The organism is Crenobacter luteus, from assembly GCF_004345725.1.
In the GTDB taxonomy this organism is placed as follows: domain Bacteria; phylum Pseudomonadota; class Gammaproteobacteria; order Burkholderiales; family Chromobacteriaceae; genus Crenobacter; species Crenobacter luteus.
In genome coordinates, this window is record NZ_SLXG01000009.1 from 42,187 (window position 1) to 64,811 (window position 22,625).

The window sequence follows — 22,625 nt, forward strand, 5'->3', positions numbered from 1 at the left end:
ATGTTTCCGCTCCCCGTAGATTTCCTGCACTGGGTCTGGGTCGCCCTGCTCGGCTATGCCTTCTACTACCCGCTGTTCATGGCCTATCTGTGGATGGTCGGCGCCCTGCACTATTACTTCCACTACGAGCGGAAAGAACCGCCGCTGGATGAACCGCCGGAGCTGGACTACCCGCCGATCAGCATCCTGATCCCGTGCTTCAACGAGGAAGACAACCTCGCCGACACCCTGCGCTACGCCCTCGCCGTCGACTATCCGGAATTCGAAGTCGTCGCGATCAACGACGGCAGCACCGACGCCACCGCCCGGCTGCTCGACGAGGCGGCGCAACGAGACCCCAGACTGCGCGTCGTCCATCTGGCGGAAAACCAGGGCAAGGCGGTCGCGCTGAACACCGGCTGTCTGCTCGCGAAGCACGAGCACCTCGTCTGCATCGACGGCGACGCCCTGCTCGAGCCGCACGCCCCGAAATGGCTGGTAAGGCAGCTCATCGGCAGCCCCCGGGTCGGCGCGGTCACCGGCAACCCGCGCATCCGCAACCGCTCCACCTTGCTCGGCAAGGTCCAGGTCGGCGAGTTCTCGTCGATCATCGGCATCATCAAGCGCGCGCAACGCACCTACGGGCGCCTGTTCACCCTCTCCGGCGTGATCGCCGGCTTTCGCAAGACGGCGGTGCGACAGGCCGGCTACTGGAGCGACGACGTCCTGACCGAGGATATCGACATGAGCTGGAAGCTCCAGCTCGCGCACTGGGACGTCCGTTTCGAGCCCCACGCCCAAGCCTGGATCCTGATGCCCGAGACGCTCAAAGGCCTCTGGAAACAGCGGCTGCGCTGGGCCAAGGGCGGTCTGCAGGTCCTCCTGCGCAACGCGGGCGCCATCGGAAGCTGGCAGAAGCGCCGCATGTGGCCGATCTACGCCGAGTATCTGTTCAGCGCGATCTGGGCCTACGTGATGGCGCTGCTTGTCGTGGTCTGGGCTCTCGGTCTGCTGCTGCCGCAGTTCGGGTGGATGCAGATGTCGTCCCCGCTGCTTCCAGGCTGGCATGGTCTGGTGCTCGGGATGACCTGCCTGTTCCAGTTCATGCTCAGCAAGTGGCTGGATCGGCGCTACGATTTCGGCACCGGACGCAACTTCTTCTGGATGATCTGGTATCCGCTGGTGTTCTGGATGATTCACATCGTCACCACCGTCGTCGCGCTGCCGCAAGCCATCACGCACAGCCGTGGCCTGCGCGCACGCTGGACGAGTCCCGACAGGGGGGTCAAAGCATGAAAGACACCATCATCAACGCCGAGCACCGGATCGGAGCAACCAAACGCTTCGCGGCACGCTCCCTCACCGCGCTGCTCTGGCTGCTGTGGGCCTATCTCTGCCTGCCCGTACTGAGCGTCCTGGCGTGGCTGGCGGGCGTCAAGCTCTTCTACGAGGAGATGCTGGTGCGCGAAGGCGTCGACAAGCTGTTCAGCCTGATGCTCGTCTACGCCATCGTGATCGGGGCGACAAGCGGGCTGCTGATCCTGTGGGCCCGCCTCAACTACCGGCGGTTCCACAATCGCGAGAAACGGCGCCGGGTCGCCGATGCGACGCCCGACGAGCTGGCTGCCGACTACCGGCTCTCCGCGTCCGACCTGCTCGCCGCACAGCAGACGCAGACGGTTGTCGTCCACCATTCCGACCGCGGCCACGTCGTCAGGATTGTCCGACGCTGAGCCCGCCCCGCCCGACCGGGCGGGGCATTTTGTCGCCGCAACGACGCAGCCAGCCGCCCTTCCCCGTTCGCCTTCGCCCCCGGTAACAATCGGATACCGTCCCCCACCATGCGCGCCGCGCCGGCTTGCTAGAATCCGCGCGGACTGCTGACGCCGGCGTGGCGCCCAACCACCCCCGCCACCCCGGCCAAACAGCCACCCGCAACCCGACCCCGGTCATCTCGACATGCGACGCATACTGACCCTCATTCTGGGCCTGCTGGCCCTGACAACCCTGCAAGCCGCCAACGCCCAGCGGCTCCACATCCTGAACTACCACGAGATCGCCAACCCGGCCGACGCCCGTATACCCGCCTACGCGGTCTCGCCGACCAACTTCGTGCGCCAGCTCGACTGGCTGAAAAACAACGGCTACCGCTTCGTCGGCATCGACGAATTGCTGGCCGACCGCGCCGGCGGCAAGCCGCTGCCGGATAAAGCCGTGTTGATCACCTTCGACGACGGCTACGAGAACTTTTACACCCAGGCCTACCCGGTGCTGAAGATGTTCGGAGCGCCGGCCGTGGTTTCGCTGGTGGGCAGTTGGCTGGAACCGTCCGGCGGGCAGGTTCGCTACGGCGACGAGATGGCGCCGCGCAGCGCCTTCCTGTCCTGGGCGCAGATCCGCCAGATGCAGGCCGAAGGGTTGGTCGAATTCGCCAGCCATAGCTACGCGCTGCACGAGGGGGTCTCGGCCAACCCGCAGGGCAACAGCCAGCCGGCGGCGACGACCCGCCGCTACCGGGCCGGCCGTTACGAGACGCCGCGCGAGCAGCTGCGACGCGTCGAGGCCGACCTCGCGCGCAACAACGCGCTGCTGCGCAAGATGACCGGCCGCAGCCCGCGCGTGATGGTCTGGCCGTACGGCAGCTACAGCCGCGACGTCGCCGAGGCGGCTGACCGCCAGGGCATGCCGGTCGGCCTGACGCTCGACGACGGCCCCAACGACCGCACCACGCCATTGTGGAAGCTGCGCCGCCTGCTGATGGAGAGCTCGACCACGCTGCCCGACCTGGCCCGCGAGCTGGCGCTGCGCGAGCGCGACACGCCCGTCAGCGAACGCCCCGGCAAGATCATGCACGTCGACCTCGACTATCTGTACGACCCGGACCCGGCGCAGACCGAGCGCAATATCGGCCTGCTGCTCGACCGCATCACCGCGATGGGCGTGAACACCGTCTACCTGCAGGCCTTTTCCGACCCGGACGGCAACGGCGCGGCCGACGCGGCCTACTTCCCGAACCGCCACCTGCCGGTCCGCGCCGACCTGTTCAACCGCGTCGCCTGGCAGATCAAGAAGCGCACGCCGGTCAAGGCGGTCTACGCATGGATGCCGATGCTGGCGTTCGAGCTGCCCAAAGCCCATCCGGCCGCCCGCGACGTCGTCGTCACGCGCCCGCACGCGGCCACCGGCCACGTCGCGATGGGCTATCCGCGCCTGTCGCCGTTCTCGCCGCGCGCGCGCCGCGTCATCCGCGAGATTTTCGACGACCTGGGTCGCGCCGCGCCGTTCGAAGGCCTGCTGTTCCACGACGACGTGACGCTGTCCGACTACGAGGACGCCAGCCCGGCCGCGCTGGCCACCTACCGTCGCTGGGGCCTGCCCGACGACATCGAGGCGCTGCGCGGCGACGACGACCTGCTCGGCCGCTGGACCATCCTCAAGATCAACGCGCTCGACGCCTTCGCACGCGAGTTGGCCGACGTGGTGCGCATCTCCCACCCGGCGCTCAAGACCGCGCGCAACCTGTACGCGCAGGTCGTGCTGAACCCGCGCGCGGAAACCTGGTACGCACAGTCGCTCGACAACTCGCTGGCGAACTACGACTACACCGCGATCATGGCGATGCCGTATATGGAAAATGCCGAAGACCCGGCGCGCTTCATGCAGGACCTCTTCGAGCGCGTCGCCGAGCACCCCGGCGCGCTCGACAAGACGGTGTTCGAACTGCAGGCAACCGACTGGCGCCATGGCCGGGCGGTGCCGAACGCGGAGTTGGCCGAGACCATCCGCACGCTCTACCGGCGCGGCGCCCGCCACGTCGGCTACTACCCGGACGACCCGTTCAAGGGCCACCCGGACCCGGCGACGCTACGCGACGCCTTCGCGACCATGAGCCCCACCGGGCAGTTGCAACCGTAAGGCCGCCGACCGATGAATCCGACCCTTTCGTCGCTGTGGGGCTTCCTGCTCGGCTACGTCTTTTACTACCCGCTGCTGATGTCTTACCTGTGGATGCTCGGCGCGGCCCTCTACTACTGGCGGCGCGAACGCTTCGACCCGCCGTTCCGCCAGCCGGTGCGGCGGCCGGACAGCCCGCCCGTCAGCGTGCTGATCCCCTGCTACAACGAGGGCGACAACGCCGAGGAGACCGTGTTGCAGGCGCTCGCGCTCGACTACCCCGAGTTCGAGGTGATCGCGATCAACGACGGCAGTCGCGACAACACCGGCGCGGTACTCGACCGCCTCGCCGCGCAACAGCCACGACTGAAAGTCGTGCATCTGGCCCAGAACCAGGGCAAGGCGGTGGCGCTGACCAGCGGCAGTCTGCTCGCGCGGTACGACATCCTGCTGTGCATCGACGGCGACGCGCTGCTCGATGCGCGCGCCGCGCACTGGCTGGTGCGCCACTTCGTCGACAAGCCGAGGATGGGCGCGGTGACCGGCAACCCGCGCATCCGCAACCGCTCGACGCTGCTCGGGCGCGTACAGGTCGGCGAGTTCTCGTCCATCGTCGGCATGATCAAGCGCGCGCAGATGAGCTACGGCCGGCTGTTCACCGTGTCGGGCGTCATCACCGCCTTTCGCAAGCGCGCGCTGCGCGACGTCGGTTACTGGAGCAGCGACATGATGACCGAGGACATCGACATCTCGTGGAAGCTGCAGCGGCGCGGCTGGGACATCGCCTTCGAGCCGAACGCGCTGGTGTGGATCCTGATGCCCGAAACGCTCAAGGGTCTGTGGAAGCAGCGGTTGCGCTGGGCGCAGGGCGGCGCGCAGGTGCTCCTGAAGAACGCCGACGTGCTCGGCCAACCCCGGCTCGCCAGCCTGTGGCCGCTCTACGTCGAGTACAGCCTCAGCGTCGCCTGGTCCTACGCGATGCTGCTGCTGACGCTGCTGTGGCTGCTCGACGCGTTAGCCCCGGCCGGCCTGCTGCCGGCGCTCGACTCGCCGCTGCTGCCGGCCTCGAACGGCCTGCTGCTCGGCGCCACCTGTCTGGCGCAGTTCGCGCTGTCCAAATGGCTGGACAGCCGCTACGACCGCGGGCTGGGCCGCAATTACTACTGGATGATCTGGTACCCGTTGGTGTTCTGGATCATCAACACCGCGACCACCGTCGCCGCCCTCCCGAAGGCGCTGCTGCGCCGGCGCGGCCAGCGCGCGCGCTGGATCAGCCCCGACCGCGGCATCCGCGCCTGAAACCGACCGACCCCGAATCCGACGCCATGGAAACTTCAAGCCTGATCATCGACGCCCGCCACCACCTGACCCGGCCGCAGCGCCTGCTGTCACGCGGCCTCACCGCGCTGCTGTGGGGACTGTGGCTCTCGCTGTGGCTGCCGGCACTCGGCCTGCTCGCCCGGCTGGGCGGCCTGCGCGGCCTGCTGTACCTTGTGGCTCAGCCGGCCGCCTACCGTCTGCCGCACACGCTGTCCGGCCACCTGCTGACGCTGCTGGCGACCGCCGGCGCGCTCGGGCTGTGGGCCCGGCTGAGCCAGCGTCGCCCGCCGGCCGAACCGCGCCCCCATGAGCGGGAACCGTCGCCGACCGACTACGCGCGCGATCTCGGCGCCGACCCGGACCAGGTCGCGGCCGGCCGCGACGCCGCCATCGTCGTCGTCCACCACGACAATACGGGGCGCATCGTCGCCATCGAAGCCCGCCCGCGCTGACGGCGGCGCAAAAACAACGGGGCCGCTCGCGCGGCCCCGTCGGCTTTCGTCTTACGACGTTCTTACTTCCAGAACTTCCACCACGGCATTTCCTCGACCGACCACGCCTTTTGCAGATAGGCGCTGTTCGGGTAGTTGAGCGCCAGCACGCGGCGCGCGTCGTCGCCCAGCGGCTTCATGCCCAGCTTGTCGTAGGCGGACACCATCAGCGCCAGCGCCTCCTCGACGAACGGCGTGTTGGCGTACTCCTTGACGACCGACTGCGCGCGGTTGGCGGCGGCCAGGTAGGCGCCGCGCTTCATGTAATAACGCGCGACGTGCATCTCGTGTCCGCCCAGCGCGTTGACCAGCTTGAGCATCTTGTCGCGCGCGTCCGGCGCGTACTGGCTGTCCGGGAAGCGCGACACCAGCTCGCGGAACGCCAGGAAGGCCTCGCGGGTCGCCTTGGGGTCGCGCTCGGACAGATCCTGGCCGGCCCACTTGGCCAGCACCGAGCTGTCGTCGTTGTAATAGACCAGCCCCTTCAGGTAGTAGATGTAGTCGAGGTTGGCGTGCGCCGGATGCAGCTTGATGAAGCGGTCGGCCGCGGCGATCGCCTGCTCGGGCTCGCCGTCCTTGTAATGGGTGTAGGCCAGGTCCATCTGGGCCTGCTGCGCGTAGCGGCCGTACGGAAAACGCGCCTCGAGCGTTTCGTAGAGCTTGATGGCGCGCGTATAATTACCGCTATTGAGTTCGTCACGGGCCTCGCTGTAGAGCTTCTCGACCGTCCAGCCCCGTGTTTCATCCTTGGGTTCCGTGGTCGCGCAAGCGGCCAAACCCAACGCCAGCAACGTTGCAGCAACAATTTTCTTCATGAGCGATCCTTACGCAGATTCCGAAGATTATAACGATCTGTCGGAAAACGAAACATCCGAGACGCGCCAGTCGGCCGTCCCGCTAAACCTCGCCGGCAACCGTCTCGACGCCGTCCTCGCCGCCCTGCTGCCCGAATACTCCCGCAGCCGGCTCGCGCAATGGGTGAAAGACGGGCTGGTGAAAATCGACGGCGCGGTCCAGACCGCGCCCAAGACCAAGCTGCTCGGCGGCGAAAAACTCGAGCTCGAGATTCCGCACAGCCCGGAGGAAATGGCGTTCGCGCCCGAGCCGATGGCGCTGGCCATCGTCTACGAGGACGAGCATCTGCTGGTCATCGACAAGCCGGCCGGCCTCGTCGTTCACCCGGCGGCCGGCAACTGGTCGGGCACGCTGCTAAACGGCCTCCTGCACTACTGCCCGGCGCTCGCCGCCGTGCCGCGCGCCGGCATCGTCCACCGGCTCGACAAGGAAACCAGCGGCCTGATGGTGGTCGCCAAGTCGCTGCTCACGCAGACCGACCTGGTGCGCCAGTTGCAGGCGCGCACCGTGTCGCGCATCTACCGCGCGATCGCCGACGGCGTGGTGCCCTTCGACGGCGTGATCAACGCGCCGATCGGCCGCGATCCGCACAACCGGCTGCGCATGGCGGTGGTCAACTTCGGCGGCAAGCCGGCCGTCACCCATGTGCGCGTGCTCGAGAAGTACGCCAACCACAGCTACATCGAGTGCAGGCTCGAAACCGGCCGCACGCACCAGATCCGCGTGCACATGAAGAAGGCCGGCCACCCGCTGGCCGGCGACCCGCTGTACGGCAACCCGCGCCACCCGGCCGGCGAGAACGTGATCGCCGCCGTCAAGGGGCTGGGTCGCCAGGCGCTGCATGCCTTCTCGCTGTCGCTGGTCCACCCGGCCACCGGCGAAACGATGAGCTGGACCTCCCGGCTGCCAGCCGACATGAAGCACCTGCTGGCCATCCTGCGCGACGACGCCGGCATGGCCGGCGGGCACAGCACCGAGCGCCCGGTGTGGACCGAGCAGGACGACGACGAGGAGTGGGACGACGATGATTACGATGTCGAAGTTCATTACGTCCGCTGACGGCACGCCGCCGGCCGACGACGGCGCGCTCGGCTTCGCGCCGGTCTGGGACGCGCCGGCCGGCGTCGGCGCCTTTGTCAGCACGCGCTCGGGCGGCGTCAGCGCCGCGCCCTACGACAGCCTCAACCTCGGCCAACATGTCGGCGACGAGGCAGCCGCGGTCGCCGAGAACCGCCGCCGTCTCGCCGCCCTGCTGCCGTCCGAACCGGTGTGGCTGAACCAGGTGCACGGCGTGACGGTCGTCGCGGCCGACAAGGTTGGCCGAGCCGTGCCGGACGCCGACGCGAGCGTCAGCCGCACGCCCGGCGTCGTCTGCGCGATCATGACCGCCGACTGCCTGCCGGTGCTGCTGGCCGACGTCGACGGCACCGTTGTCGGCGCGGCGCACGCCGGCTGGCGCGGGCTGGCGGGCGGCGTGATCGAGGCCACCGTCGCCGCGATGGGCGTGCCGGGCGACAAGCTCGTCGCCTACCTCGGCCCGGCGATCGGTCCGGACGCCTTCGAGGTCGGCCCCGAAGTGCGCGAAGCCTTCGTCGCGCACGACGCGGCGGCCGACGCCGCCTTCACGCCGATCGACGACGGCAAGTACCTCGCCGACATCTACGCGCTGGCGCGGCTGCGGCTGGCTGCGCTCGGCGTCACCCGGATCGCCGGCGGCGACGCCTGCACCGCGATCGAGCGCGACCGCTTCTTCTCCTACCGGCGCGACAAGGTCACCGGCCGCATGGCCAGCTGCGTCTGGCTCAAGCCCTAGACACGGGGCCGCGGCCTGCGCAAAGCCGCCCTCCGGGCGGCTTTTTCGTGCGGCACGGCAGCGGCGATGCCGCCGTGCTGCGGTGGCGCGCCCGCCACAGTGACGCGCATGCGCCGAAGCGCCGCCACACCCGGCCGCCGACCGGGGCCCTTGCCGGGCCGGGCCCGGCCCGTGGCTGTGGCGAACACCCCCGCGGACATCACAAAAAATTCAATCGGGCGCAAAGCCTTGCCCCGCCTGGAATTGGCGCAATCCGGCCCATTTTGGCGGACTGTCAAGACTTGTTGCGCCCCCCTCCGACCACTAGAATTTGGGTCTAAAAACGCATCAAGCCATATATCTTGTGTTTATCAACACGAGACCCACAGCTTGTGCACACAGTTTTCCACAGGCCGTCCGCGCGGACGGCCCGCCGCCCGGAACGGGTGGCGCGAGCACGAATCTTCTTTACCCGACGAGGCACGAGACCATGCAATTGACCACTTCCGAAGGGCACACCGCCGCCGAACTGGGCCGCGAAGCCGCGCCGCAGGCCGACTTCAGCCAGTACAAGACCATCCGCCGCAACGGTGCCGTGGTGTCGTTCGAGCCGGTCAAGATCTCGATCGCCGTCACCAAGGCCTTCCTCGCCGTGGTCGGCGCGCAAGGCGCCAGCTCGGCCAGCATCCGCGACAAGGTCGCCTCGCTGACCGAGGCGGTGGTGTCCGCGCTGATGCGCCGCAAGCCCGAGGGCGGCGCGATCCACATCGAAGACATCCAGGACCAGGTCGAGCTGTCGCTGATGCGCGCCGGCGAACACGACGTCGCCCGCGCCTACGTGCTGTACCGCGAACAGCGCGCGCAGGAACGCGCCGCGCGCGGCGAGGCGCTGACGCAGATCACCATCAACGTGGTGAAGAAGAACGGCACGCGCCGCGTGCTCGACATCGCCCGCCTGCGCGCGACCATCGTGTCCGCCTGCGAAGGCCTGGCCGAGACCGACCCGGACGCGATCCTGACCGAAACGCTGAAGAACCTGTACGACGGCGTGTCCGAAGAAGAGGTCAACAAGTCGTCGATCCTCGCCGCGCGCGCGCTGATCGAGAAGGACCCGGCGTACAACTACGTCACCGCCCGCCTGCTGCTGGAAAACATCCGCCTCGAGATCCTCGGCGAGGCGATCAGCCAGGAAGAGATGGCGGCGCAATACCCGGTTTACTTCCCGGACTACATCAAAAAGGGCATCAAGGCCGAGCTGCTCGACGAACGCCTCGCCGAGTACGACCTGAAGAAGCTCGGCGCCGCGCTCGACGCCAGCCGCGACCTGCAGTTCGGCTACCTTGGCCTGCAGACCCTGTTCGACCGCTACTTCCTGCACATCGACGGCACCCGCATCGAGATGCCGCAGGCCTTCTACATGCGCGTCGCGATGGGCCTGGCGCTCAACGAGGTCAACCGCGAAGAACGCGCGATCGAGTTCTACAACGTGCTGTCGAGCTTCGACTTCATGAGCTCGACCCCGACGCTGTTCAACTCCGGCACCCGTCGCAGCCAGCTGTCGTCGTGCTACCTGACGACGATCGCCGACGACCTCGACGGCATCTACGAAGGCATCAAGGAAAACGCGCTCCTGTCGAAGTTCGCCGGCGGCCTCGGCAACGACTGGACCCCGGTGCGCGCGATGGGCAGCCACATCAAGGGCACCAACGGCAAATCGCAGGGCGTCGTGCCCTTCCTGAAGGTGGTCAACGACACCGCCGTCGCCGTGAACCAGGGCGGCAAGCGCAAGGGCGCGGTGTGCGCCTACCTGGAAACCTGGCACGCCGACATCGAGGAATTCCTCGAACTGAGGAAGAACACCGGCGACGACCGCCGCCGCACGCACGACATGAACACCGCGAACTGGATTCCCGACCTGTTCATGAAGCGCGTGATCGAAGGCGGCGAATGGAGCCTGTTCTCGCCGTCCGAATGCCCGGACCTGCACGACCTGGTCGGCAAGGCGTTCGAGAAGGCCTACACCGCCTACGAGGCCAAGGGCGAGCGCGGCGAGCTGAAGGTGTTCAAGAAGGTCCCGGCGCTTTCGCTGTGGCGCAAGATGCTGACCATGCTGTTCGAAACCGGCCACCCGTGGATCACCTTCAAGGACCCGTGCAACATCCGCAGCCCGCAGCAGCACATGGGCGTGGTGCACAGCTCGAACCTCTGCACCGAGATCACGCTGAACACCAACGAAGACGAGATCGCCGTGTGCAACCTCGGCTCGGTCAACCTCGTCAACCACATGACCGCCGACGGCCAGCTCGACGGCGAGAAGATCCGCCGCACCGTGAAGATCGCGATGCGCATGCTCGACAACGTGATCGACATCAACTTCTACCCGGTCAAGAAGGCGCGTAATTCGAACCTGAAGCACCGCCCGGTCGGCATGGGCATCATGGGCTTCCAGGACTGCCTGCACATGAAGCGCATCCCGTACGCGTCGCAAGAAGCCGTCGAGTTCGCCGATTCGTCGATGGAAACCGTCGCCTACTGGGCGTACTGGGCGTCGACCGAGCTGGCCGAGGAACGCGGCCGCTATCCGTCGTACAAGGGCTCGCTGTGGGACCGCGGCATCCTGCCGCACGACAGCAACAACCTGCTGGCGGCCGAGCGCGGCGGCTACCTCGACGTCGACCGCACCGAGCGCATGGACTGGAACGCGCTGCGCGAGCGCGTGAAGGAACACGGCATGCGCAACAGCAACTGCCTCGCGATCGCGCCGACCGCGACCATCGCCAACATCATCGGCGTGTCCGCGAGCATCGAGCCGACCTACCAGAACCTGTTCGTCAAGTCCAACCTGTCGGGCGAGTTCACCGTCACCAACGAATACCTGGTGCGCGACCTCAAGGCGCGCGGCCTGTGGGACGAGGTGATGGTCGCCGACCTGAAATACTTCGACGGCAGCCTCGGCCGCATCGACCGCGCGCCGCAGGACCTGCGCGACATCTACGCCACCGCGTTCGAGATCGACCCGAAGTGGCTGGTCGAGGCCGCGTCGCGCCGCCAGAAGTGGATCGACCAGGCGCAGTCGCTGAACCTGTACATGGCAGGCGCCTCGGGCAAGAAGCTCGACGAGCTGTACAAACACGCCTGGGTCAAGGGCCTGAAGACCACCTACTACCTGCGCACGCTGGCCGCGTCCAACGCCGAGAAATCGACCGGCCGCGGTGGCGAGCTGAACGCGGTGCCGGTGGCCGGCGGCGTGACCGGCGCCGCGCCGGTGGACACCACCCCGGCGACCGACGCGAAGTTCTGCTCGATCGACAACCCCGACTGCGAGGCTTGCCAGTAAGGCCGGCGTAACACAGCGCAAAACCTCGGCCAACCTTGCCGCTCTAATCAAGGTTGGCCGAGCCCTTGCCCCGATACCCAAGCGGGCTGACCCCAGCCCGCTTCCGTCTCGGCGCACGGTATGCAAGACACCAGCGAAGGAGCCCGCCATGTGGCTGCGAACGACCCTGCTTGCCCTGCCCTTCCTGACCGGCTGCGCCAGCATGGCGAGCAAGCTCGACGGGCGGCTCGACCCGCCGGCCGGCCAAGGCTACGCCGTCGTCTCGCTGACCGCGCTGGCCTTCGAGCCCGACGCCACCCGCGCCCAGGTCACCTACCGGGGAGCGAACGGCGTCCAGGGCAGCGTCTACACGAGCCTCAACACCGACACCGTGTTCGGCCCCGAAGGCACGAGCCCGGTCGAAGGCCGGCTCGAACTGCTGACCTTGCCGCCGGGGCGCTACCGCTTCGTCGAGGCGTTCGGCTCCACCGTAGACGACCCGGACGGCGGCTTCCCGTTCGGCGGCAGCTCGGCGCGCAGCGTGCGGCTGCCGATAGGCCGCGACTTCTGCGTCGCCGCCGGCGAAACGGTCTACCTCGGCGAGATCCGCGTCGACATCTCGTACCGGCCCGAGCTGATCCTGAAAAACAGCCAGGCGCGCGATTTCGGCCACATGGCGCGCGTCTGGAAGGTCGGCGCCGACGATCTGAATCGGGTCCGCGTCAGCCCGCTCGCCGACGGCGGCGGCTGCTGAGCGCGGCCCACACGAAACAACGGAAACAGATAAGGAAAACCCATGCTCGACTTCGACAGCGACATCACCACCCCCGCTCCGGCCCCGCAAATGCGCAACGGCCTGAACGAGCACGGCACCGGCCGCGTCAACGTCACCGACAAGCGCATCATCAACGGCCAGACCGACGTCAACCAGCTGGTGCCGTTCAAGTACAAGTGGGCGTGGGAAAAGTACCTGGCGCAGTGCGCCAACCACTGGATGCCGCAAGAAGTGAACATGCAGCGCGACATCGAGCAGTGGAAGACCGGCCAGCTGACCGAAGACGAAATGCGCCTCGTCAAGCGCAACCTCGGCTTCTTCGTCACCGCCGACTCGCTCGCCGCCAACAACATCGTGCTCGGCACCTACCGCCAGATCACCGCGCCGGAATGCCGCCAGTTCCTGCTGCGCCAGGCCTTCGACGAGGCGATCCACACCCACGCCTACCAGTACATCGTCGAGTCGCTCGGCCTCGACGAAGGCGAAGTGTTCAACGCCTACCACGAGATCAAGTCGATCCGCGACAAGGACGAATTCCTGATCCCGTTCATCGACGTGCTGACCGACCCCCACTTTACGACCGGCACCCCGGAAGCCGATCAGAAACTGCTCAAGTCGCTGATCGTGTTCGCCTGCATCATGGAAGGCCTGTTCTTCTACGTCGGCTTCGTGCAGATCCTCGCGCTCGGCCGCCAGAACAAGATGACCGGCGCCGCCGAGCAATACCAGTACATCATGCGCGACGAGTCGATGCACTGTAACTTCGGCATCGACCTGATCAACACCGTGAAGCTGGAAAACCCGGGCCTGTGGACCGAGGAATTCAAGGCCGAGATCACCAACCTGTTCAAGCACGCGGTCGAACTCGAATACGCCTACGCCGAAGACACCATGCCGCGCGGCGTGCTGGGCCTGAACGCCAACATGTTCAAGGAATACCTGCGCTTCATCGCCAACCGCCGCATGCAGCAGATCGGCCTCGACCCGCTGTTCCCGGGCGTGACCAACCCGTTCCCGTGGATGAGCGAGATGATCGACCTGAAGAAGGAGAAGAACTTCTTCGAGACGCGCGTGACCGAGTACCAGACCGGCGGGGCGTTGAGCTGGGATTGATTTGACATCTTTTTCCGAGATAAAATATGCAAAAGGCACACCATGGTGTGCCTTTTGTATTTGCCATCGGAATACGGCATATATAGTCCGCCAGAAAGGCGGGACCAGATTGAAAATGGAAACATCTTCATAAACCCACCATAAAATATCTACATAGCTAGCACACCCAAACCAGAACCCTAGCCAATAAAATTAATCTACTTTACCTATAAGGCAATTGACTTCAAGATGATTATTTTCTGCCTATACAATCACAAAGGCGGCGTCTCCAAGACAACAACCACCTTCAATCTTGCCCATTATTTAGCAAAAAATGATAAGCGAACATTAGTTGTAGATGGCGACCCTCAATGCAACATTACTGAACTTCTATTAGCAAATAAATTAAATGAGCTTGATGAGGAAGAAGAGGCAAGCTCAAAGCCGATCGCAATTCCAGGCAATTCATTACTTGAAATACTATCTCCTCGCCTAGATGGCGAAGAGGCGAGCGTGGATATAGAGCGCGCTCAAGCGATAGAAATAAATAAAAATCTATTACTTATACGGGGCAGCGTCGACCTATCCTCCATCGAGGATAAACTCGCAGAGTCACACATCCAGCGCTTCTCATCAAAAACACACGAAAAAAGAAATTACGTTGCCTTGGGCGACTTCCTTGTGCGCTTTGCCGAGAAAAACAAAATCGACTGCGTGTTAATTGATGTAGGCCCAAGTTCAGGAGCTCTCACTCGCAGCTTAGTATTAGCATGCGATGCATTTTTCGTTCCAGTCGCCGCCGATAGATTTAATGTTCAAGCGATTAAAACCTTATCATCCATACTAGACAGATGGATGCTTGAGCACGAACAGATATATGAAGACTTTAAAGCGATGGGACTCCCCATTCGACTTGGAAAACCTAAATTTTTAGGCGTCATCTCCCAATTCTTTAAAACATACAAAGGGGTGCCAAAGAAAAGCTACCAATACTGGATAAAACAAATCCCCGATGCGATTGACAGCAACTTACTACCAATACTAAGGAAATATTCATCCCCTGACCTAGACTTAACTTCCGGACTAGAAAAAGAAACATGTTTAATTGCACAAATCCCTGATTTTGGCGGCTTGGGGCCCATCATGCATGAAACAGGAAAACCAATTTTTGAATTAACGTCAGATGATACAACGTGGACAGGGGTTACTTGGGATCAGGCTCACGAGCGGATCAGCAACTACGAGAGTCTACTGAATACAATTTCTGCGCAGCTGGGAGAGTGACGTGGCCGTTGCGTTAGAGTTGAATTTTGTGGCATTTATTGACCTACTCGGCTTCTCCGAAATGGTGCTTCACGACTGCAAGCAACCACCCGGCAAGAGAAAATACGTGGAGAAATTAAAGCAAATTCACGATGAGACTGCCAAAGTTTTCTCTGAAAAAGGCTATCAAATAACACAATTTTCTGACTCCATTGTTATATCAGCCCCTTTTAACAACGAAAAAAATTCGTTCGGATCATTCGTCACGGAAATTGCTGATTATCAATATCGCTTGTTTTTGGCTGGTTTTTTGTGTCGGGGAGGTGTTGCGCATGGAAAGCACTTTATTGATGGGACTTTCCTGTTCAGCGATGGGCTAATTGGGGCTTACCACCTTGAGAGCTCAAGGGCACGATTTCCAAGAATAATCCTATCGGACGACCTACTTGACTTGGTCTTCCCTGACAAAACAATACCTAGCGAAATTTACATTCTAGAAGAAAGTGATGGCATAAAATTTATAGATTACTTCAAAGAAAGGAACGTAACAGAAGTCGAAGGTAAAGTTGCCTCTCTGCTTAGCCAGACAGTCACATCTGACAACGTCCGAGAAAAATACTATTGGCTCGGAAATTATTTTGACCACGTCTTTAGCAAGACCATCTCTCACCCAAGATTTGTTACCACAGCGTAATTAAAAAAATTTGGGCAATAGCCCAGCCAGCAGCCCGGAATTTGCAAATCAGGCAGGGGGAAGCCACACAGCGGCATCCCGCCTTGTTGCTCGCTCCCTCGGCCATCCTTTCTTTGCCTCGAAGATTGGCCGAGCCTTCCTACAAGCGCACCCTTGCCCCTGCTAGCGCGCTCTGCGATGGGTATGGCGTAGCACTCGCCAGTCGAGGCATGCTTAGAGCCGCTAACAAAACCTACTTTCCCCGCGAGCCGGTGCATGCCGGATCAAGACCTTACGGTTGCTCGATTGAGGTTTTGTTAGCGGCTCTTAACATCCTCTTCACTTTCCCCCGACGCCCTATGACCCCGCCGCTATTCGCCGATCCCGATTTCTTCCGCCTGCTGATCGGCAGCCACCACCGCTTGACCAGCAAACCCCTGCTCGACCCCACGTTGGCCGAGGCCGAGGCGATGCGCTGGTTGTACGAGGACGCGCCGTTCTGCGTGCTGGCGCACGACACGGCGGAAAGCCCGGTGTTCGTGTACGCCAACCGCACCGCGCAGCGCTGTTTCGGTTACGACTGGGACGAGTTCACCCGGCTGGAGTCGCGGCTGTCGGCCGAGGCGCCGAACCGCGACGAGCGCCAGCGCCTGCTCGAAGCGGTGCAGCGCGACGGTTTCGCCGCCGGTTATCGCGGCCTGCGCATCGCCAGGGATGGACGGCGGTTCTGGATCGAGGATGTGACGGTGTGGAACCTGATCGACGAGGATGGCGTATACCACGGGCAGGCGGCCACCTACCGGCACTGGCGCGACGCCTGAACCGCCCCGGCCGGCGTGCTCTCATAACCGGGCTCGGCCAAGCTTTTGCCCCTTGGGGGTACGGCACGGGCCTGCGCCACCGCGCGGCCGGCGGATCGGGCGCGCGGCATCGCGACAAGCCTACGGGGTATCGGTGACTGCGTTACGGAGAGCCGCCGGCATACGACGGGATTTCGTGCCGGTGCGGGTCGGGATCGAAGGCGTGAAAGCGCTGTGGCGAAAGGATGGTGCGGCGGGCGGGGTACGGGTCGAGGTACGGCTTGCGTGCCTTCGGGGCGCCTGCGGACGGGGAATCCTCCGCAAGGCGCTGCACTAGGCAAGCGCGCCGCGCCTCAAGTGGGGATCAATCGTTGAGCGCGGCCTTGGCCGCTTCTTCCGGCGACAGGCCCTCGTAAAACTGGTCGGTGAACCATTCGGCCTGTTCCTCGATATGCGCGCGGGCCTCGGCCAACGTCGCGCCGGCGGCGACGAAGAGCGCTTCCACTTCGCTGCACCAGTCGATGAGTGCCTGGGTTTCGGGGTCGAGATCGTTTTTTGCCATGGTGCTGGGCCCTTGTTGTCGTGTCGTAGCCGGCAAGAGAAGTGCCGGCCCCGCCACTATGGCAGCAAACGCCATGCCACGGAAGGTTTGGCCACGCCCGCAAGCCCTCCCGCCGCGCCCCGGCTTGCGGTACCCTACGCCCCTTGAGCAAAACCCGTGCCCTGCACCGCCTCGGCATCAGAAACCCCCATGCGCCTCCAAGAATTCCACCAGTCCCTCGCCGCCATCGGCGCGCTCCCCTGCCACATCGGCCGCATCAACCGCGCCTGGCTGAAGGGCCTGCCACTGGACGCCGGCACCCGCTACCAGAAGAGCGAAAACTATTTCCCGCTGTCGGTGCGCAACGGCTTGCCGCCGATCGCGGAGCGGGTGGACAAGCTCGCGCGCATTCAGTCGCAGCACGAGGCGGCGGACGGTTCGTTGCGGCTGCTGGTGGCGCTCAACGACGGCCAGATGGTGGAGAGCGTGCTGTTGCCGCGCGGCGGGCTGTGCGTGTCGAGCCAGGTGGGCTGCGCGGTCGGCTGCACCTTCTGCATGACCGGCAAGAGCGGCCTGCTGCGCCAGCTCGGCAGCGCCGAGATCGTGGCGCAGGTGGCGCTGGCGCGGCGCATCCGGCCGGTGAAGAAGGTGGTGTTCATGGGCATGGGCGAGCCGGCGCACAACCTCGACAACGTGCTCGACGCGATCGACCTATTGGGCAGCGACGGCAATATCGGCCACAAGAACCTGGTGTTTTCCACCGTGGGCGATCCGCGCGTGTTCGAGCGGCTGCCGCAGCAGCGCATCAAGCCGGCGCTGGCGCTGTCGCTGCACACCACCCGCGCCGAGCTGCGCGCCCAACTGCTGCCGCGCGCGCCGCGCATCGCCCCGGCCGAGCTGGTGGAGCTGGGCGAGGCCTACGCGCGCAGCGTGGACTACCCGATCCAGTACCAGTGGACGCTGCTGGCCGGCGTCAACGACAGCCGCGACGAGATGGACGCGCTCGTGCGCTTGCTGCGCGGCAAGTACGCGGTGCTCAACCTGATCCCCTACAACAGCGTGGAGGGCGACGGCTTCCAGCGCCCCGCAGGCGAAGCGATCGACGCGATGAAACGCTACCTGCACGGCCACGGCGTGCTGACCAAGGTGCGCGATTCGGCCGGACAGGACATCGACGGCGGCTGCGGCCAGTTGCGCGCCCGCGCCGTCGGCGTGATCGACAGCAGCCGGCTGGCGCGCCGTGCGCGCGCCGGCCAGCCGGACCCCGCCCCGCCGCAAGGCTGAGCGGCCGCCGCGCCAGCAGGACAAAAACCCCGCCCGGGCGACTGGCCCCGGCGGGGTTTCGTTCGGGCGGCGGTGCGGCGTCAGGCTTGGCCGAGGTAGTCGCGCTTGCCGATCGCCAGCCCGTTGTGGCGCAGGATGTCGTAGGCGGTGGTGAAGTGGAAATAGAAGTTCGGCAGCACGAACTGGAACAGGTAGTCCAGCCCGGTGAAGGTCAGCTCGCCGCTGCGCATTTTCAGCACCACCTCGCGCGTTTCGCTGCCGTCCAGCTGCGCCGGCGTCACGCCGCGCAGGAAGGCGGCGGTCCTCGCCAGCCTCTCCCTCAGTTCGGCAAAACCGGTTTCGTCGTCCGGATAGCCGGGCACCTCGATGCCGGCCAGCCGCGCCGCGCAGCCCTTGGCGGTATCGCTGACGATCTGCACCTGCCGCAGCAGCGGGAACATGTCGGGCGCCAGCCGCGCGCCGAGCAAGGCCGCCGGTTCGATGCCGCGCTCGGCCGCGTACCGCTCGGCCTTGTCGAGAATGGCGGCCAGGCTTTCCAGCGAGCGGATCAAGCCCGGGATCGAAGCCTGGTACATGGATACGGACATGGCGACTCCTTGCGTGAAACGGCGCGGCGACGGCCGGCCGCTTTCTGATTATGGCGGTCGTCCGGCGCGGCACAAGCCTGACGGGCGGCGCCGCCCGGCCCGGCCCGCGCGGTGCGTTTGGCCCTACAATGACGACATGTCCCGCCCCGCCCCCCGCCGCATCGCCCACCTCGACATGGACGCCTTCTACGCGTCGGTCGAGCTGTTGCGCTATCCGGAGCTGCGCGGCCTGCCGGTGGTGATCGGCGGCCGCGACGCGGCGCCGCGACAACTGCCGGACGGCCGGCTCCGCTTCGCGCGGCTGCGCGACTATGTCGGGCGCGGCGTGGTGACGACCTCGACCTACGAGGCGCGCGCGCTCGGCGTGTTCTCGGCGATGGGCATGATGAAGGCGGCGCAGCTGGCGCCCGACGCCATCCTGCTGCCGGCCGACTTCGACGCCTACCGGCACTATTCGCGGCTGTTCAAGGCGGCGGTCGCCGCCTTCACCCCGCGCATCCAGGACCGCGGCATCGACGAGATCTACATCGACCTGAGCGACCTGCCGGACGAGTCGGCCGACATCGCCGCGCGCATCAAGCGGGCGGTGCGCGAGGCGACCGGCCTCTCCTGCTCGATCTGCGTCGCGCCGAACAAGCTGCTGGCCAAGATAGGCTCGGAACTGGACAAGCCGGACGGGCTGACGCTGCTGACCGAGGCCGACATCCCGCTGCGCATCTGGCCGCTGCCGGTCGGCAAGGTGAACGGCATCGGCCCCAAGGCGAGCGAGAAGCTGGCCGCGCTCGGCGTCCATACCGTCGGCGAGCTGGCGCGTACCGCGCCGGAAGTGTTGCAGGCGCATTTCGGCCGCAGCTACGCGGCGTGGTTGGCCGAGGTCGCGCAGGGCATCGACGAGCGGCCGCTGGTGGTGCATTCCGAGCCCAAGTCGATGAGCCGCGAGACCACCTTCGAGCGCGACCTGCACCCGCGCCTCGACCGCCCGGCGCTGTCGGCCGCCTTCACCGCCCTGTGCCGGCGCGTCGCCGACGACCTGGCGCGCAAGGGCTACGTCGGCCACACCGTCGGCGTCAAGCTGCGCTACGACGACTTCAGGACGCTGACGCGCGACCTGACGCTGCCGTCGCCGACCGCCGACGCGACCGAGATCCGCCGCGCGGCGACCGAATGCGTCAGGCGCGTGCCGCTGCAGCGGCGGCTGCGGCTGCTGGGCGTGCGCGTGTCCGGCCTCGCGCCGGCCGCCAGCGTGGCGCCCGCGCCGCTGCAGGGCGAACTGCCCTTCGACGATGCGCCGGGCGCAAGGCCGTCGAACGGCCTCGGCCAAGGCGGGCGAAGCGGCGCGCTTGACGAGGCCGCCGCGCGCCGTTAGTATTCGCCTCCTCTTTTGGAGGGATTCCCGAGCGGTCAAAGGGATCAGACTGTAAATCTGACGGCTCTGCCTTCGAAGGTTCGAATCCTTCTCCCTCCACCAGCATTCCCGAACGGCCCAGGCGCACGCGCCCGGGCCGTTCGCTTTTGCGCCTACGGCAAGGCGCCCGCGGCGGCTATGCTAAGAGGTGGAAGGCGCGCCGCGCGCATCGCCCGCCGGACCCGCGCCCTTCCGCCCCTGAAGACGCCGGCCGCACGCGCGCCGGCCACTGCGCCGCCCCGGTCCGCCGGGGCGGCGGCAAGAGGAGGTGCATCATGGCGATTGCAATCACCCTGTCCGAATACCTGGACCGCTCCGGCATGCCCTACGAGGTGGTCTGGCATCCGACCAGCCAGTACAGCATGCAGACCGCCGAGCTCGCCCACGTCCCGGGCGACCGGCTGGCCAAGACGGTGCTGCTCGAAGACGATATGGGCTATCTCGCGGCGGTGCTGCCGGCCAGCTGCCATGTGCAACTGGCCCAGCTCAACCGCGACACCGGCCGCCAGCTGCGCTTCGCGCGCGAGGAGGAACTGTCCGAACTGTTCCGCGACTGCGAAGTCGGCGCGATCCCGCCGCTGACCGCCGCCTACGGCGGCATGGCCACCGTGATCGAGGAATCGCTGCTGCGCCAGCCCGACGTCTACTTCGAGGCCGGCGACCACCAAAAGCTGATCCACATGCGCACCGAGGCCTTCATGCAGCTGATGAAGAACGCCGAGCGCCGCCACTTCAGCCAGCGCGACTGAGGGTCCCGCTCGCCCACCCGGCACGCCGCGCCGCCCGCGCGGCGTTTTGCTGCGCGCGGTAGAATGCCGCCTTTGCCATTCCGCCCCGCGAGGACCCCGCCGCATGGCCGCCAGACCGAAGAAGACCCAGACCGGCACGCCCGCCGCCGCCAAGTCGGCCGAGGCCCAGCGCTACGCGCGCGCCGAGGCCGCCTGCCAGGCGCTGATGCAGCTGTTCGCGACGATGGACAAGGGTGGCGCCTTCGCCGCGCACGAGACGGCGCAGCAGTACGCGCGCGTGTGCGCGCTGCATTACCGCAAGATCCGCAACGGCCGCGTGCTCAGCCCGGGCGACTTCAACCTCGCGGTCGAGCTGTGCACCGCCGGCCTGCGCGCGCTGCGCGCGCTCGAGGCGCCGGCCGGCTACGCCGGCTGGCCGCAGGCCGAGGCGCTTGCGGGCGCCGAACGGCACGCCGCCGCCGTGCTGCGCGACTACCGCGCGCTGCGCGGCCGGTAGGCGGCACGCCCGCCACCCGCAAGAAGGGCTCGGCCAACCCGTTCACAAGGTTGGCCGAGCCCTGCTGCGTCACGGTCAGAAGTAGTCGTAACCCTTGACCGGCACGCTGTCCTGCCTTTCCTTCAGCATCTCGTCGAAGTCGGCCTTGTGGTCCCAGAAACGGTACCAGCCGCGCCGCTGGTCCTCGACCACCTCCGGGTGGTCCTCGAGGAAGTGGTCCATGAACTCGGTGAACGGCGACACATAACCGTCGTGCCCCGGCCGATAGTGGCTGTGCCCGGTGCGCATCGCGATGCCCTCCTCTTTCACTGCGCCGCGTCGAACGCGCGACGCCCCTCCTCAAGATAGCCGCTCGCCACCCGCCGCACCGGTCCGATTCGTGCCGTTTCCTGCGGCGTTTCCGACCCCGTTCCGCCGGCAAAAAACCCGCACCACCCGACGCGCACGACGGCACGCCGGGCCGCGGCCTTGACCGCGGCCAAGGTCCGGCCGGCGCGCGCCGCTATACTGGCTACAGATTCCGCGCGCCGCGCGGCCTGCCTTCCGACCCATTCCGAGAGGACACCCGACCATGAAAGCCGCCGATGTGATGACGCGACGGGTACTGACCGTCACCCGCGACACGCCGCTCGAGGACGCCGTCAGGCTGATGCTGCAGCAGCGCATCAGCGGCCTGCCGGTGCTCGACGAGGCCGGCGCGCTGGTCGGCATCCTGACCGAAGGCGACCTGCTGCGCCGTGTCGAAACCGGCACGGTGAAGAAGCGCCCGCACTGGCTCGAGCTGCTGCTGCCGCCCGGCCGGCTGGCGGCCGAGTACGTGCACACGCACAGCCACAAGGTCGAGGACGTGATGACGGCCAAGGTCATCGTCGTGACGCCGGAGGCGCCGCTCGAGGCCATCGTCGACACGATGAAGCGCGCGCGCGTCAAACGCGTGCCGGTGGTCGACAACGGCCGGCTGGTCGGCATCGTCAGCCGCGCCGACCTGCTGCAAACGCTGGCCCCGCCCGCCGACGAGGCGCCGACGCCGGCCTCGGACGAGGAGATCCGCACCCGGCTGTGGGCCGAGCTCGAGCAGTCGGACTGGGCGCCGGTGAAGCTGATCAGCGTCGAGGTGCACGACGGCGTCGTCGCACTCAAGGGTTCGATCACCGGAGAGTGGGAGCGCGAGGCGCTGCGCGTCGCCGCCGAGAACACGCCGGGCGTCAAGGCCGTCGAGGACCATCTGGCCTGGTTCGACCCGCTGTCGGGCTCGGTGCTCGAGCCGGACGGGGACGAGGCGCGGGCGGGCAGGCGCCGCCCGGCCCCCTGAC

At 65.9% G+C, this 22,625-nt stretch carries 22 protein-coding genes and 1 tRNA gene; 19 read left to right on the forward strand and 4 right to left on the reverse strand.

Annotation, left to right across the window (positions count from 1 at the left end; all coding sequences use genetic code 11):
* From pgaC (EV683_RS07210) to pgaD (EV683_RS07230), 5 genes are all read left to right on the forward strand, one after another.
* Window positions 1-1,275 carry a poly-beta-1,6-N-acetyl-D-glucosamine synthase gene (gene pgaC / locus EV683_RS07210; RefSeq protein ID WP_131862325.1) on the forward strand — a complete coding sequence of 425 codons (1,275 nt, stop codon included), beginning with the start codon at window positions 1-3 and terminating at the stop codon, window positions 1,273-1,275.
* Complete coding sequence (gene pgaD, locus EV683_RS07215; RefSeq protein ID WP_066609592.1) at window positions 1,272-1,712, forward strand: poly-beta-1,6-N-acetyl-D-glucosamine biosynthesis protein PgaD; 441 nt, start codon at window positions 1,272-1,274, stop codon at window positions 1,710-1,712. The genes pgaC (EV683_RS07210) and pgaD (EV683_RS07215) overlap by 4 nt, the downstream gene beginning before the upstream one ends.
* Before the next feature lie 226 nt (window positions 1,713-1,938).
* A complete protein-coding gene (gene pgaB / locus EV683_RS07220) occupies window positions 1,939-3,894 on the forward strand; it encodes a poly-beta-1,6-N-acetyl-D-glucosamine N-deacetylase PgaB (RefSeq protein WP_131862326.1) in 1,956 nt (651 codons plus the stop codon).
* A 12-nt stretch (window positions 3,895-3,906) separates the two neighbouring features.
* A complete protein-coding gene (gene pgaC / locus EV683_RS07225; RefSeq protein WP_066609596.1) occupies window positions 3,907-5,172 on the forward strand; it encodes a poly-beta-1,6-N-acetyl-D-glucosamine synthase in 1,266 nt (421 codons plus the stop codon).
* 26 nt (window positions 5,173-5,198) lie between these two features.
* Window positions 5,199-5,645, forward strand: a complete 447-nt coding sequence (pgaD, locus tag EV683_RS07230) for a poly-beta-1,6-N-acetyl-D-glucosamine biosynthesis protein PgaD (protein WP_131862327.1) — start codon at window positions 5,199-5,201, stop codon at window positions 5,643-5,645.
* 62 nt (window positions 5,646-5,707) lie between these two features.
* On the opposite strand, the gene EV683_RS07235 is transcribed toward pgaD (EV683_RS07230), so the two are convergent.
* Window positions 5,708-6,499 (reverse strand): outer membrane protein assembly factor BamD, encoded by a 792-nt coding sequence (locus EV683_RS07235; protein WP_131862328.1) that lies wholly within the window; start codon window positions 6,497-6,499, stop codon window positions 5,708-5,710.
* On the opposite strand from EV683_RS07235, the gene rluD reads away from it, so the two are divergent.
* The 8 genes from rluD (at window position 6,498) to EV683_RS07275 (ending at window position 16,271) form a co-directional block, all read left to right on the forward strand.
* Window positions 6,498-7,598: a 23S rRNA pseudouridine(1911/1915/1917) synthase RluD gene (gene rluD / locus EV683_RS07240; RefSeq protein WP_131862329.1), complete on the forward strand. Its 1,101-nt coding sequence runs from the start codon at window positions 6,498-6,500 to the stop codon at window positions 7,596-7,598. The genes EV683_RS07235 and rluD overlap by 2 nt on opposite strands.
* Window positions 7,573-8,352: a peptidoglycan editing factor PgeF gene (gene pgeF / locus EV683_RS07245; RefSeq protein WP_131862330.1), complete on the forward strand. Its 780-nt coding sequence runs from the start codon at window positions 7,573-7,575 to the stop codon at window positions 8,350-8,352. The genes rluD and pgeF overlap by 26 nt, the downstream gene beginning before the upstream one ends.
* A 469-nt stretch (window positions 8,353-8,821) precedes the next feature.
* The gene (locus EV683_RS07250) at window positions 8,822-11,668 is read left to right on the forward strand and encodes a ribonucleoside-diphosphate reductase subunit alpha (protein ID WP_131862331.1); all 2,847 of its coding nucleotides are present in this window, start codon (window positions 8,822-8,824) and stop codon (window positions 11,666-11,668) included.
* 148 nt (window positions 11,669-11,816) lie between these two features.
* Complete coding sequence (locus tag EV683_RS07255; protein ID WP_131862332.1) at window positions 11,817-12,401, forward strand: hypothetical protein; 585 nt, start codon at window positions 11,817-11,819, stop codon at window positions 12,399-12,401.
* Window positions 12,402-12,443: 42 nt separating this feature from the next.
* Entirely contained in the window at window positions 12,444-13,535 is a 1,092-nt protein-coding gene (locus EV683_RS07260) for a ribonucleotide-diphosphate reductase subunit beta (RefSeq protein WP_207910418.1), read from the forward strand.
* Window positions 13,536-13,763: 228 nt separating this feature from the next.
* On the forward strand, window positions 13,764-14,798 hold the full coding sequence (locus tag EV683_RS07265; protein ID WP_131862333.1) for a ParA family protein: 1,035 nt from the start codon (window positions 13,764-13,766) through the stop codon (window positions 14,796-14,798).
* 1 nt (window position 14,799) lies between these two features.
* On the forward strand, window positions 14,800-15,471 hold the full coding sequence (locus EV683_RS07270) for a hypothetical protein (RefSeq protein ID WP_131862334.1): 672 nt from the start codon (window positions 14,800-14,802) through the stop codon (window positions 15,469-15,471).
* 338 nt (window positions 15,472-15,809) lie between these two features.
* Complete coding sequence (locus EV683_RS07275) at window positions 15,810-16,271, forward strand: MEKHLA domain-containing protein (protein ID WP_131862335.1); 462 nt, start codon at window positions 15,810-15,812, stop codon at window positions 16,269-16,271.
* Window positions 16,272-16,614: 343 nt separating this feature from the next.
* Here EV683_RS07275 and EV683_RS07280 read toward each other — a convergent pair whose 3' ends face one another.
* The gene (locus EV683_RS07280) at window positions 16,615-16,812 is read right to left on the reverse strand and encodes a hypothetical protein (RefSeq protein ID WP_066609608.1); all 198 of its coding nucleotides are present in this window, start codon (window positions 16,810-16,812) and stop codon (window positions 16,615-16,617) included.
* 189 nt (window positions 16,813-17,001) lie between these two features.
* On the opposite strand from EV683_RS07280, the gene EV683_RS07285 reads away from it, so the two are divergent.
* Complete coding sequence (locus tag EV683_RS07285; RefSeq protein ID WP_131862336.1) at window positions 17,002-18,075, forward strand: RNA methyltransferase; 1,074 nt, start codon at window positions 17,002-17,004, stop codon at window positions 18,073-18,075.
* Window positions 18,076-18,155: 80 nt separating this feature from the next.
* Here the strand turns inward: EV683_RS07285 and EV683_RS07290 are convergent, their stop codons facing one another.
* A complete protein-coding gene (locus EV683_RS07290; protein ID WP_066609611.1) occupies window positions 18,156-18,662 on the reverse strand; it encodes a DUF1993 domain-containing protein in 507 nt (168 codons plus the stop codon).
* Window positions 18,663-18,798: 136 nt separating this feature from the next.
* Between EV683_RS07290 and dinB the strand changes: the two genes are divergently transcribed.
* The 4 genes from dinB to EV683_RS07310 all read left to right on the forward strand — a co-directional run bounded on the left by dinB (window position 18,799) and on the right by EV683_RS07310 (window position 21,312).
* Entirely contained in the window at window positions 18,799-20,028 is a 1,230-nt protein-coding gene (gene dinB, locus EV683_RS07295) for a DNA polymerase IV (protein ID WP_131862337.1), read from the forward strand.
* Window positions 20,029-20,045: 17 nt separating this feature from the next.
* Window positions 20,046-20,130: transfer RNA gene (locus tag EV683_RS07300), tRNA-Tyr, on the forward strand.
* 212 nt (window positions 20,131-20,342) lie between these two features.
* Complete coding sequence (locus EV683_RS07305; RefSeq protein WP_066609614.1) at window positions 20,343-20,816, forward strand: aminoacyl-tRNA deacylase; 474 nt, start codon at window positions 20,343-20,345, stop codon at window positions 20,814-20,816.
* Window positions 20,817-20,919: 103 nt separating this feature from the next.
* The gene (locus EV683_RS07310) at window positions 20,920-21,312 is read left to right on the forward strand and encodes a hypothetical protein (RefSeq protein WP_066609616.1); all 393 of its coding nucleotides are present in this window, start codon (window positions 20,920-20,922) and stop codon (window positions 21,310-21,312) included.
* 75 nt (window positions 21,313-21,387) lie between these two features.
* On the opposite strand, the gene EV683_RS07315 is transcribed toward EV683_RS07310, so the two are convergent.
* Window positions 21,388-21,600, reverse strand: a complete 213-nt coding sequence (locus EV683_RS07315; RefSeq protein WP_131862338.1) for a DUF3460 family protein — start codon at window positions 21,598-21,600, stop codon at window positions 21,388-21,390.
* 283 nt (window positions 21,601-21,883) lie between these two features.
* Between EV683_RS07315 and EV683_RS07320 the strand changes: the two genes are divergently transcribed.
* Entirely contained in the window at window positions 21,884-22,624 is a 741-nt protein-coding gene (locus tag EV683_RS07320; protein ID WP_131862339.1) for a CBS domain-containing protein, read from the forward strand.
* The last annotated feature ends 1 nt before the right edge of the window (window position 22,625 follow it).